We start from the raw sequence: 11,952 nt of genomic DNA on the forward strand, positions 1-11,952 counted from the left end.
GGGCGGGACCGGTGGGCGGCCCGAAGCCGCCGGCGGTGGGTGGAGGCCCACCGGCCGGCGGCGTCGGGTACGACGGGGGTTGCGTCACGCTGGCAAGTGTTACAGGTTGCCGCGCATCTCCTGCTCACGCTCGATGGCCTCGAACAGGGCCTTGAAGTTGCCCTTGCCGAAGCCGAGCGAGCCGTGCCGCTCGATCAGCTCGAAGAAGACGGTCGGGCGGTCCTGCACCGGCTTGGTGAAGATCTGGAGCAGGTAGCCGTCCTCGTCCCGGTCGACCAGGATCTTGCGGGCCTTCAGCTCCTCGATCGGCGCCCGCACGTCGCCGATCCGGGCACGCAGCTCCGGGTCGTCGTAGTACGAGTCCGGGGTGTCCAGGAACTCGACGCCGGCGGCGCGCATCGCGTCGACGCTGGCCAGGATGTCGTTGGTGGCGACGGCGATGTGCTGGGCGCCGGGGCCCTGGTAGAACTCCAGGTACTCGTCGATCTGCGACTTCTTGCGGGCGATCGCCGGCTCGTTGAGCGGGAACTTCACCTTGCGGGTGCCGTTGGCGACCACCTTGCTCATCAGCGCCGAGTAGTCGGTGGCGATGTCGTCGCCGACGAACTCGGCCATGTTGGTGAAGCCCATGACGCGCTTGTAGAACTCCACCCACTCGTCCATCCGGCCGAGCTCGACGTTGCCGACCACGTGGTCGACGGCCTGGAAGAAGCGCTTCGGCTGGATGCCGGCGTCGATCATCGGCTGCCGGTCCACGATCGGGCCGCGCGCCACGAAACCGGGCAGGAACGGTCCGGTGTACCGGGAGCGGTCGACCAGGGTGTGCCGGGTGTCGCCGTAGGTGGCGATGGCCGCCGTCCGGACGGTGCCGTGCTCGTCGCTCACGTCGTGCGGCTCGACGAGACCGGTCGCGCCCTGGGCGGTGGCGTGCGCGTACGCGGCGTCGACGTCCGGCACCTCCAGGGCGATGTCGCTGATGCCGTCGCTGTGCTTGGTGACGTGCTCGGCGCCCTCGGCGTCCGGGCGGACCACGCCGGTCAGCACGAACCGGGCGGAGCCGCTGGTCAGCACGTACTGGGCGTGGTCCCGGTAGCCCTGCTCGGGGCCGCGGTACGCCACGCAGGTCATGCCGAACGCGGTCGAGTAGTAGTGCGCCGCCTGCTTGGCGTTGCCGACCAGGAAGTGCACGTGGTCGAGGCCCCGTACCGGGAAGGGGTCGCGGGTGATGTCGTGGTCGACGGCGCCGATGAGCCGGTCGACATCGACCGTGTCGTCGCCGGACTGGGGTCGGTCGATCGCCTGGGTCATGGGGGTCTCCCTTGCGTACCGGCCGGCCTCGTGGGCCGCCGTGCCTGCTTTGTGCCGAGGATCGCGGTGCCGCCGAGCATTGGGCAATAGTTCGCCGAAATGCTGGTCAGCTTGTGCATTGCGTAAAGTGAAACCCCATGAACACTGGTCAGGATGTCCAGCTCGACGACCTGGACGCGCGGTTGATCGAGCTGCTCGCCGAGGAGCCCCGGATCGGGGTGCTGGAGTGCTCGCGGCGACTCGGCGTGGCCCGCGGGACCGTCCAGGCACGCCTCGACAAGCTGGCTGCCCGGGGCGTCATCGCCGGCTTCGGCCCCGAGATCTCACCCGCGGCCATCGGGTTCGGAGTGACCAGCTTCGTCACCCTGGAGATCAGCCAGCGGCACGGGCACGACCCGGTCACCGCCCACCTCGCCGGCATCCCCGAGGTGCTGGAGGCGCACACCATCACCGGCTCCAGCGACCTGCTCTGCCGGATCGTCGCCCGGTCGAACACCGACCTCCAGCGGGTGATCGACCAGATCGTCTCCTCCGAGGGGATCACCCGCGCCTCGACGATCATCGCCCTGGCCGAGCAGATCCCCTACCGCACGCTCCCGCTGGTCCGCTCCGCCGCCCGCCGCTGAGCAGGGCCGCCGACGCCGGAGCCGCTGTCGACAGTGGCCGGAGCGGGATCCCCTGTTAACACCTTCGGCGGCAGAAAGCGCGGCGACACGGCGGTACGGGCGTATGGGAGCTACCTGATCGTGGCTACCGTGTGCGTGTGGCGAAGGGGAGGGGTCGAGGCGTACGGGTGGTGTTGCTGCTCGCGCTGATCGCCGTCATCGCCCTCTCCGCGACGGGAGTGTGGAACCCGTTCCCCGGGGTGTGGGACTGGGTCGACCGGAGCGAGCCGATCGCCGAGCCGGACGTGGTCTGGCAGCAGCGCATCGGTGGCACCCCGAAGAGCGTGACCATCGCCGGTGAGACAGTCGTCGTCGAGCAGCGCACCCGCGTCGAGGCGCGCGCCCTCGCCACCGGCGGCCAGCTCTGGGAGCGCAAGGCCGACTGGGCGGCCGTCGCCGGCGCCGACCGGAACGCGGTCGTCGTCGTGGGCAAGCTCCTGGTCAAGGGGTACGAGGTGCTCGACCCGACCACCGGCGTCACCCGGCGGCGGGACGACGACGCGGTGGCCGTCTGGACGTACCGCAACCTGCTGCTCGACGCGCGTTGCGTCGAGCCGACCGACTGCACGCTGAGCGCGTGGGACCCGCGCGGCACCAAGCCACTGTGGACGGCGTTCCTGCCCGGGGTGGGCAGCGGGCTCTTCGCGGACAATCCGGGGCTGCGCGGCACCCGGCGGCTCACCGCGCAGCGGCTCGACGAGGGGATCGCGGGCCCGGAGCCGGTGTCGCCGCTGCTCGGCTTCCCCGTCGACGGCCGGGTGCACGTGGTGGACACCGCCACCGGTGCCGTCCTGCAGAACGTCGAGCCGGGCCGGGAGGAACGCCTCTCCGTGGTCGGCGGGCGGTTGCTGCGCATCGCCGCCCGCTCGCAGGACGACAACTGCTACTTCGCCATCTCCGGCGTCGACCCGGCCACCGGCCGGGAGACCTGGCGCCGGGCGGGAATCAACCTGCGCACCGCCGAGAAGGCCGGCTGCGTACAGCGGGAGGACCCGCAGGGCGCGCGGAACGTGCTGATCGGGGTCGCGCCGGACGCCCGGGAGACGGTGCTCGACGGGTACGACGGCCGGTTGCTCTGGGTCGGCGCGGACCGCGAGAAGCTGCTCGCCGTCGACGACCGGTACGCGCTGGTCCGCTCGGCCGACAAGCGGACGATCATCGCCCGGGGGCTCGGCACCGACCGCACGCAGTGGACCCGGCCGGCGGGCGGCAAGGCGGGGGCGACCCTCACCCCGTACGCCGCGGTGATCGCCGACGAGAAGCCGTCCCGGCTGACCGCACTGGACCCACGTACCGGAAAGGAGCTGGCCGTGCTGCGCACCTCGGCGAACGCACTCGCGGTCGGTCCGGCCGGCATGGTGATCGGCGAGGGGCGGGAGATCGGCTACGTCCGGTTCGGTGCGACGGCGGGCGACGCGCCGAACCCACCGAGCGGCGGGGGCACGCCCGGCCCGGGTGGCAGCGCCCCGGCCCCCGGCGACGACGGCAGCTGCGGACCGAAACGTGAGCTCTGCCCCGACGGGACCAGCGGCTGACCGTCGGCGCCGCCGCCCACCTCCGGCACCGGGGGCCGCGCGATCGATCCGCCCGGGTCCCGGGTTCGGTGAGAGCGGCGTCCCAGCGGGGACCGGCGAGTGGGAATGATCGACCGGTCTGCCCTAGGCTTTCCGCTCATGAGCAGTGCCGCCGCCTTCTCGTACGCCCCCCTGCTGCCGACCGGCCCCGATCAGACGGAGTACCGCCTGATCACCGATGAGGGCGTCGACGTCGTGCACGGCCCGGGGGGTCGCCGGTTCCTCACCGTGGAACCGGCCGCGCTGACCGCGCTGACCGCCGAGGCGATGCACGACATCGCCCACTTCCTGCGCCCCGCGCACCTGGCCCAGCTGCGGTCGATCATCGACGACCCGGCCGCCTCGCCGAACGACCGGTTCGTCGCGCTCGACCTGCTGCGCAACGCCAACATCGCCGCCGGCGGTGTCCTGCCGATGTGCCAGGACACCGGCACCGCGATCGTGATGGGCAAGCGCGGCCGGCACGTGCTGACCGACGGCGCCGACGCCGAGGCGATCTCCCGGGGTGTCTGGCAGGCGTACACCCGGCTCAACCTGCGCTACTCCCAGCTCGCGCCGCTGACCATGTGGGAGGAGCGCAACACCGGCAGCAACCTGCCCGCGCAGGTGGAGCTCTACGCCGAGGACCCGGACGGTCACCCGGACGCCTACAAGTTCCTCTTCATGGCGAAGGGCGGCGGCTCGGCGAACAAGTCCTTCCTCTACCAGGAGACCAAGGCACTGCTGAACCCGACGCGGATGATGCAGTTCCTGGACGAGAAGCTGCGGCTCATCGGCACCTCGGCCTGCCCGCCGTACCACCTGGCCATCGTCATCGGCGGCACCTCCGCCGAGTACGCGCTGAAGACCGCCAAGTACGCCAGCGCCAAGTACCTCGACGCGCTGCCCACCTCCGGTTCGATGACCGCGCACGGCTTCCGCGACCTGGAGCTGGAGGCCCAGGTGCTGGAGCTGACCCGCGACTTCGGCATCGGCGCCCAGTTCGGTGGCCGCTACTTCTGCCACGACGTGCGGGTCGTCCGGTTGCCCCGGCACGGCGCCTCGTGCCCCGTCGCGATCGCGGTCTCCTGCTCCGCCGACCGGCAGGCCGTCGCGAAGATCACCCCGTCGGGCGTGTGGCTGGAGCGGCTCGAGACCGACCCCGCCCGCTACCTGCCCGAGGTCACCGACGCGCAGCTGGACACCTCCGAGGTCGTCCGCGTCGACCTGAACCGGCCGATGGACGAGATCCGCGCCGAGCTCTCCAAGTACCCGGTGAAGACCCGGCTGTCGCTCTCCGGCCCGCTGGTGGTGGCCCGGGACATCGCGCACGCGAAGATCGCCGAGCGGCTGGACGCCGGCGAGCCCATGCCGCAGTACCTGCGCGACCACGCCGTCTACTACGCCGGCCCGGCGAAGACGCCCGAGGGCTACGCCTCCGGATCGTTCGGCCCCACCACCGCCGGGCGGATGGACGCATACGTGGAGAAGTTCCAGGCCGCCGGCGGCTCGCAGGTGATGCTCGCCAAGGGCAACCGGTCCGCCCAGGTGACCCGCGCCTGCCAGCAGTACGGCGGCTTCTACCTCGGCTCGATCGGCGGGCCCGCCGCCCGGCTCGCCCAGGACTGCATCAAGCACGTCGAGGTGCTCGAATACGCGGAGCTGGGCATGGAGGCCGTCTGGAAGATCGAGGTGGAGGACTTCCCGGCCTTCATCGTCGTCGACGACAAGGGCAACGACTTCTTCGCCGAGGTGACCAAGCCGGTGCTGAGCATCGGCCGCCGCTGACCGTACCGACGGAAAAACGGCGCCGGGCACGAGCCCGGCGCCATTTTCGTGGCTGAGATCGAACGGGTGGTCGACGTCGGTGCGCCCGCCCCTGAGGGGTTCCCGGCGGGCGCACCGCCCCCGTCGGATGTCGGTGCGGACACCACACACCAAGACTGCGCCTCTCCACTGCCGATCCGCTCTCACATCGCTATCACCGGAGGAAGACCTTCTGTCAGCAGCGGGCTACGCTGCGATCGTTACGCCGGTTCGGACGGGAGCGGGAATGCGGTTCGGGATCCTGGGGCCCCTGCGGGTCGGTGCCGGCGAGGCCACCGTCACCGCCGGGCGCGACCGGATCGTGCTCGCCATGATGCTGCTGCGGGCCAACCGGATCGTGCCGGTGGAGGAGCTCGTCGACGCGGTCTGGGAGGAGCGCCCCCCGGCCACCGCCCGCGCCCAGATACAGACCTGCGTGTCCCGGCTCCGACGCCGGTTCGCCCAGCTCGGCGTGCCCCCGACCACCATCCTCAGCGATCCGGTCGGCTACGGCATCCGCACCGAGCCGGGCGAGGTGGACGCCGACGTGTTCGCCCGGGACGTCGACGCGGCCCGCGCCGCCCTCGTCGCCGGCCAGCCGGCGCAGGCGGTCCGCCACTTCCGGTCCGCGCTCGCGCTCTGGCGCGGGCCGGCGCTGAGCGGTATCACCAGCCGGAGCGTACGGCGGCGGGCGCAGGCCCTCGACGAGCAGGGGCTCGCGGCTCTCGAAGAGTGCGTGGACGTCGAGCTGCGCCTCGGCGACGCGGCTGAGATCCTGGACGTGCTGACCGAGACCGTGGCCCGGTACCCGCTCCGCGAGCGGCTCCGCGGCCAGCTCATGCTCGCCCTGTCGGCGGTCGGCCGGCAGGCGGACGCGCTCGCCGCGTACCGCGAGGGGCGGCAGCTCTACGCCGAGGAGCTGGGCATCGAGCCCGGGTTCGCGTTGCAGGAGCTACACCAGCGGGTGCTCGCCGGCGACCTGGCGCTGGCCGGTCCGGAGGTCCGTCCGCCCGCTCCGGTGCGTGGCCTGCCCCGGGCGATCAGCGACTTCACCGGCCGGCAGGAGACGCTGGCGCGGCTGGTCAAGGAGATCGAGGAGGACCATACCCGGGTCCAGCTCGTCGACGGGATGGCCGGCAGCGGTAAGACGACGCTGGCGATCCACCTCGCCACCGCGCTGGTCGACCGTTACCCCGACGCCCAGCTCTTCATCGACCTGCACGGGCACAGCGATCGGGTGCCGCTCCTTCCGGCGGCGGCGCTCGCCGCGCTGCTGCGCCAGCTCGGCGTGCCCGGCGAACGCATACCCGGTGACGTCGACGAGCGGGCCGCGCTCTGGCGTAGTGAGTTGGCCGACCGGCGGGCCGTGGTGGTGCTCGACAATGCGGCGTCGACCGCCCAGGTGGCGCCGCTGCTGCCCAGCGGTCCCGGCACCCTGACGCTGATCACGAGCCGGCGGCGCCTCACCGGGCTGGACGAGGGGCGACCCTCCTCGCTCGCCGTTCTCGACCCGGACGAGGGGGTCGAGCTGCTCGCGCGGGTGGCGGGCGTCGAGCGGGTCGAAGCCGAGCCGGAGGCCGCCGCCGAGGTGGTGCGCCGCTGCGGCTGCCTGCCGCTGGCGATCCGGCTCGCCGGGGCGCGGCTCGCGCACCGGCCCCGGTGGCGCATCGCCGACCTGGCCGCCCGGCTCGCCGCCGGTCGGGACGCCCTGACCGAGCTGGTGGCCGGCGACCGCTCCGTCGGGCAGGCCTTCGCCCTGTCGTACGCGCAGGTGACCCCGACCGCGCAGCGGATGTTCCGGCTGCTCGGATTGCACCCCGGTACCGGGTTCGACGCCGTGATCGCCGCCGCGCTGGCGGACGTGCCGCTGCCCGAGGCGCAGCACCTCCTCGACGAGCTGGTCGACGTGCACCTCGTCGACGAGCCGGAGCCGGGCCGGTTCCGCTTCCACGACCTGATGCGCGACTACGCCCGGCAGCTGACCGTCGAACCGGCGCGCGCCGCCGAGCGCTCGGCCGCGGTGGAGCGGATGTTGAACGTCTGCCTGCACCTGGCCCTGGTGGCCGCCGGGCAGGTCGAGCGGTCGGCGAGCCGGGCGCCGTTCCAGCGACCGCCGATGCTCCGGCCCGACCTGGTGGAGACGGGCGCACCGCCGGGCCGCGGGTGGTTCGAGGAGAACCGGTCGAACCTGACCGCCATGGTCCGGCTCGCGGAGGCGGAGGGTTGGTACGAGTACTGCTGGCAGCTGGCCTTCGCGGGGTGGAGCTACTGGTACTCGTCCGGCCACCCGGACGAGCTGATCGAGACGCACACGGTCGGGCTGCGGGCGGCGGAGCGTCTCGGCGACGAGGCCGCCATCGCCACGATGCACAACTACCTCGCCTCCGGGTACCACCGGCTGGCCCGCTACGGCGAGGCGCTGACCTCGATGGAGCTCGCCCTCAGCCTGCGGGAGCGGCTGGGCGACCCGTTGGGACGGGCCGGTACGCACAAGAACGTCGCGGCCGTCCACGCGTTCCTCGGCAACTTCTCGGCGGCGCTGTCCCACCTGACCGAGGCGTTGCACATCGTCCGGCGGGAGGGGCACGACGCCGGAGTCGTCGCGGTCTTCAACAATCAGGCGTCGGTCCTGCTGAGCGCCGGTCGGCTCGACGAGGCGTTGGCGGTGTCCCGCCGGCACCTGCTGCTGGCCCGGACGGCGGGCACCCTCTACGACAGCGCCAACGCGCTGGGACACATCGCGATGGCCCGGGCCAGGATGGGGCACGGCGAGCCGGCCCGCCGGAGGCTCCTGGCCGCGCTCGCGATCAAGCGCCGGCTCGGCAACCGGTACGGCGTCGGCGAGCTGCTCAACGAGATCGGCGTGCTGGAGCGGGCGGGCGGCCACCCGGAGGCGGCGATGGACCGGCACCGGGAGGCGTTGCGCGCGATGACGCAGGCCGCCGACCGCAACGGACAGTGTGTCTCGCGGAACCTGCTGGCCCGGGCGCTGCTCGACCAGGGGGACGCGGCCAGTGCGCTGGACCTGCACCGGCGGGTGCTTGCCGACGCCACCCGGCTCAACGCCCGCTACGAGCAGGCCCGCGCCCTGGACGGGATCGCCCGTTGCCTCTCCGGCACCGACCCGGCGGGCGCGCGGGCGCACTGGGTACGGGCGCTCGCGCTGTTCAGCGAGTTCGAGGCGCCGGAGCGGGACGAGGTGCGGCGGCGCCTGGCCGATCCGGAGTGAGGCGCTCGTCGCGATCATCTGCATACCGCCGTGCGGCGCGGCAGGATGGTACGCGTGACGAATCCAGACGTGCCGGGTTACCGGATCGAACGTGACTCGATGGGTGAGGTGGAGGTGCCCGCCGAGGCGCTGTGGCGGGCACAGACGCAACGCGCCGTGCAGAATTTCCCGATCTCGGGCCGGGGGATCGAACCGGCGCAGATCAAGGCGCTGGCCCAGATCAAGGGCGCGGCTGCGCAGGTCAACGGCGAGCTGGGAGTGATCGACGCGAACGTGGCGGCGGCGATCGCCGCGGCGGCGGCGCATGTGGCCGACGGCGGCTACGACGACCAGTTCCCGATCGACGTGTTCCAGACCGGCTCCGGCACGTCGTCCAACATGAACGCCAACGAGGTGATCGCGACGCTGGCCGGCCGGGAGTTGGGCCGTGACGTGCACCCGAACGACGACGTGAACGCCTCCCAGTCCAGCAACGACGTCTTCCCGTCCTCGATCCACCTGGCCGCCACCCAGTTCGTGGTGGAGGATCTGATGCCTTCGCTCCGGCAGTTGGCCGAGGCGCTGGAGGCGAAGTCGGCCGAGTTCGAGACCGTGGTGAAGGCGGGGCGTACGCACCTGATGGACGCCACCCCGGTGACCCTGGGGCAGGAGTTCGGCGGGTACGCGGCGCAGGTCCGCTACGGCCTCGAGCGGCTGGAGAGCGTGCTGCCCCGACTGGCCGAGCTGCCGTTGGGTGGAACCGCGGTGGGCACCGGCATCAACACCCCGCTCGGCTTCGCCGCCGCGGTGATCGGCAAGCTGCGCGAGTCGACCGGCCTGCCGCTGACCGAGGCGCGCAACCACTTCGAGGCGCAGGGCGCCCGGGACGCGCTGGTCGAGACGTCCGGCCAGCTCCGGACCATCGCGGTCGGGCTCTACAAGATCGCCAACGACATCCGCTGGATGGGCTCCGGGCCCCGAGCCGGCCTGCGCGAGCTGCGCATCCCCGACCTCCAGCCCGGCTCGTCGATCATGCCGGGCAAGGTGAACCCGGTCGTCGCCGAGGCGATGCGGCAGGTCTGCGCGCAGGTCATCGGCAACGACGCCGCGGTGGCGTTCGCCGGCAGCCAGGGCGACTTCGAGTTGAACGTCATGCTGCCCGTGATGGGCCGCAACCTGCTGGAGTCCATCAAGCTGCTGGCCGCGTCGAGCCGGCTCTTCGCCGACCGCCTGGTGGCCGGGCTGGTCGCGGACGCCGAGGTGGCTCTGGCGTACGCCGAGGGCTCGCCGTCGATCGTCACCCCGCTCAACCGCTACCTGGGGTACGACGAGGCCGCCTCGATCGCCAAGGAGGCGCTCGCGAAGCAGATCTCGATCCGTGAGGTGGTGCTCTCCCGCGGGCACGTGGAGTCGGGGAAGCTCACCGAGACCCAGCTCGAGGAGGCGCTCGACCTGCTCCGGATGACCCACCCCTGAATGCCGCGCGTCCCGTCTCGCGGCCTGCTGCCGACCCTGGACCGGGGACCTGGTGCGGGCAGCCTTTGGAACTGAGTCGTCTGCGTCATCATCCCGGCCGGGTGCGTGACCTCCGGGCCGGGTGCGTGACCTCCTGGCCGGGTGCGTGACTTTCCGGCCGGGTGCGTGACCGCTCTTGCCCGGCCGGGAGAGTCCCGCTTGCCCGGCCGGGCAAGAGCGGCCCTCGCGGTGCGGGTGCGGCGCAGTGGGCGATCTGACCCGTGCCGGGAGCTACGCCTGGGCGGCCGCCTTGCGGGCCCGGTACGCGGTGACGGCGGCGCGGTTGCCGCAGCCCGCCTCGCAGAACCGGCGGGACCGGTTGCGGGAGAGGTCGACGAGCACGTTGTCGCAGTCGGGGTGGGCGCAGACGCGCAGCCGGTTCAACTCGCCGTTGCGGACCAGGTCGGCGACGGCCATGGCCGCCTCGACCGCCATCCGGATGGCCAGCGGCGCGTCCCGGGGCACGGCGTGGAAGTGGTACGGCTCGTCGTCGTGGGTGATGAGCTGCGGCAGCGCGGCGTGTTCCCGGAGCAGGCCGTTGACGATCGTCACCACCTCGTGGACGTCCACGTCCCAGAGCCGGCGGAGCCGGGGCCGGAGCTCGCGTACCGATCGCAACTCGGCCTCGGTGTGCTCGTGCCGTCCGGTGTAGGCGTGCGCGACGTAGAACTGGTCGAGGGCGGTCACGTCGGGTAGCCCTTCGGCGCCACCGGCGGTGTTGACGAGGGCGGCGGCGGCGATCAACGAGCATTCGGTGTCATGGGCAAAAAGCAACTTGACTCCTGTTGAGACGGCCACCTAGCGTCATCGGCGTACCCCTAGTTTGCCCATTACCGTCGTTTCTCGCCAGGGAGGCGCGATGCAGAAGTCGCCCGCCGCCGGACTCGGCCTCGGCCTCGCCCTGCTCTCCGCGGTCACGTTCGCCACCTCGGGCACCTTCGCCCGGTCATTGATCGAGGCCGGCTGGTCCGCCCCGTCCGCCGTGATCGCCCGGGTCGGGATCGCCGCGCTGGTGCTCGCCGTTCCGGCGGCGCTCTCGCTACGCGGCCGGTGGCCCGTGCTGCGGCGCAACCTCGGCGTGGTGGGTGTCTTCGGGCTGCTCGGGGTGGCGCTCGCCCAGGTCTGCTTCTTCAACGCCGTCCGCTACCTGCCGGTCGGCGTCGCGCTGCTCCTGGAGTACCTGGGGATCATCCTGGTCGTCGCCTGGACCTGGCTGGTCCACAAGCAGCGCCCCCGTCGGCTGACCGTCGCCGGCGCGGTCGCGGCGCTGGCCGGCCTGGTCTTCGTGCTCGACCTCACCGGCGCCGCGCGGCTCGACGTGCTCGGCGTGCTCTGGGGGTTGGGTGCGGCCGTGGGCCTGGCCGGCTACTTCGTGCTCGCCGGTCGCGTCGACGACCAACTGCCCTCGGTGGTGCTCGCCAGCGGCGGGATGGGCGTCGGCGCCGCCGCGCTGGCCGTCCTCGGGCTCGTCGGGGTGCTGCCGCTGCACGCCGTCTTCGGGGCCGTCGGCTTCGCCGGGCAGCAGACCAGCTGGCTCGTGCCGATCGCCGGTCTCTCCCTGGTCGCGGCCGTGGTCGCGTACCTGACGGGGATCGCCGGGGCGCGGATCCTCGGGCCCCGCCTGTCGTCGTTCGTCGGGCTGACCGAGGTCATGTTCGCCGTCCTCATCGCCTGGCTGGTCCTCGGCGAACTACCGAAGACGGTGCAGCTCTTCGGCGGCGTGCTGATCGTGGCCGGGGTCGCGCTCGTACGCCTCGGCGAACAGCGCGAGACCGGTACGGCGCCCCACGCGATCCCCGAACCGGCCCTCGCCGCCGACCGCTGACCCCGCCGGGCCTGCCCGGCCTGCCCTGGCCCCGGGCCTGCCCTGGCCCCGGTCCTGCCCTGGCCCCGGCCC

8 protein-coding genes are annotated in these 11,952 nt (G+C 72.5%); 6 read left to right on the forward strand and 2 right to left on the reverse strand.

All coding sequences use genetic code 11. The features are described from left to right. Window positions 1-99: 99 nt before the first annotated feature. Window positions 100-1,308: a 4-hydroxyphenylpyruvate dioxygenase gene (hppD, locus tag E1211_RS25150; RefSeq protein ID WP_132351534.1), complete on the reverse strand. Its 1,209-nt coding sequence runs from the start codon at window positions 1,306-1,308 to the stop codon at window positions 100-102. A 137-nt stretch (window positions 1,309-1,445) separates the two neighbouring features. On the opposite strand from hppD, the gene E1211_RS25155 reads away from it, so the two are divergent. From E1211_RS25155 to E1211_RS25175, 5 genes are all read left to right on the forward strand, one after another. Continuing rightward, window positions 1,446-1,934 (forward strand): Lrp/AsnC family transcriptional regulator, encoded by a 489-nt coding sequence (locus E1211_RS25155; protein ID WP_132351536.1) that lies wholly within the window; start codon window positions 1,446-1,448, stop codon window positions 1,932-1,934. Window positions 1,935-2,071: 137 nt separating this feature from the next. Further along, entirely contained in the window at window positions 2,072-3,508 is a 1,437-nt protein-coding gene (locus E1211_RS25160; protein ID WP_132351538.1) for a PQQ-binding-like beta-propeller repeat protein, read from the forward strand. Between the two features lie 138 nt (window positions 3,509-3,646). Continuing rightward, a complete protein-coding gene (locus E1211_RS25165) occupies window positions 3,647-5,314 on the forward strand; it encodes a fumarate hydratase (protein ID WP_132351540.1) in 1,668 nt (555 codons plus the stop codon). Between the two features lie 265 nt (window positions 5,315-5,579). After that, complete coding sequence (locus E1211_RS25170; RefSeq protein ID WP_132351542.1) at window positions 5,580-8,561, forward strand: AfsR/SARP family transcriptional regulator; 2,982 nt, start codon at window positions 5,580-5,582, stop codon at window positions 8,559-8,561. Window positions 8,562-8,606: 45 nt separating this feature from the next. After that, window positions 8,607-10,016: a class II fumarate hydratase gene (locus E1211_RS25175; RefSeq protein ID WP_207915505.1), complete on the forward strand. Its 1,410-nt coding sequence runs from the start codon at window positions 8,607-8,609 to the stop codon at window positions 10,014-10,016. 270 nt (window positions 10,017-10,286) lie between these two features. On the opposite strand, the gene E1211_RS25180 is transcribed toward E1211_RS25175, so the two are convergent. Then, on the reverse strand, window positions 10,287-10,829 hold the full coding sequence (locus E1211_RS25180) for a CGNR zinc finger domain-containing protein (RefSeq protein WP_132351546.1): 543 nt from the start codon (window positions 10,827-10,829) through the stop codon (window positions 10,287-10,289). Between the two features lie 85 nt (window positions 10,830-10,914). On the opposite strand from E1211_RS25180, the gene E1211_RS25185 reads away from it, so the two are divergent. After that, on the forward strand, window positions 10,915-11,880 hold the full coding sequence (locus tag E1211_RS25185; RefSeq protein WP_132351548.1) for a DMT family transporter: 966 nt from the start codon (window positions 10,915-10,917) through the stop codon (window positions 11,878-11,880). Window positions 11,881-11,952: the final 72 nt, after the last annotated feature.

Origin of the sequence: Micromonospora sp. 15K316 (genome assembly GCF_004348525.1) — a bacterium.
GTDB lineage: Bacteria > Actinomycetota > Actinomycetes > Mycobacteriales > Micromonosporaceae > Micromonospora.

What these genes read in the sequence shown, in the direction of transcription:
- hppD (WP_132351534.1), bottom strand. Translation starts at nt 1,308, where the DNA reads ATGACCCAGGCGATCGACCGACCCCAGTCCGGCGACGACACGGTCGAT.
- E1211_RS25155 (WP_132351536.1), top strand. Translation starts at nt 1,446, where the DNA reads ATGAACACTGGTCAGGATGTCCAGCTCGACGACCTGGACGCGCGGTTG.
- E1211_RS25165 (WP_132351540.1), top strand. Translation starts at nt 3,647, where the DNA reads ATGAGCAGTGCCGCCGCCTTCTCGTACGCCCCCCTGCTGCCGACCGGC.
- E1211_RS25170 (WP_132351542.1), top strand. Translation starts at nt 5,580, where the DNA reads ATGCGGTTCGGGATCCTGGGGCCCCTGCGGGTCGGTGCCGGCGAGGCC.
- E1211_RS25175 (WP_207915505.1), top strand. Translation starts at nt 8,607, where the DNA reads ATGGTACGCGTGACGAATCCAGACGTGCCGGGTTACCGGATCGAACGT.
- E1211_RS25185 (WP_132351548.1), top strand. Translation starts at nt 10,915, where the DNA reads ATGCAGAAGTCGCCCGCCGCCGGACTCGGCCTCGGCCTCGCCCTGCTC.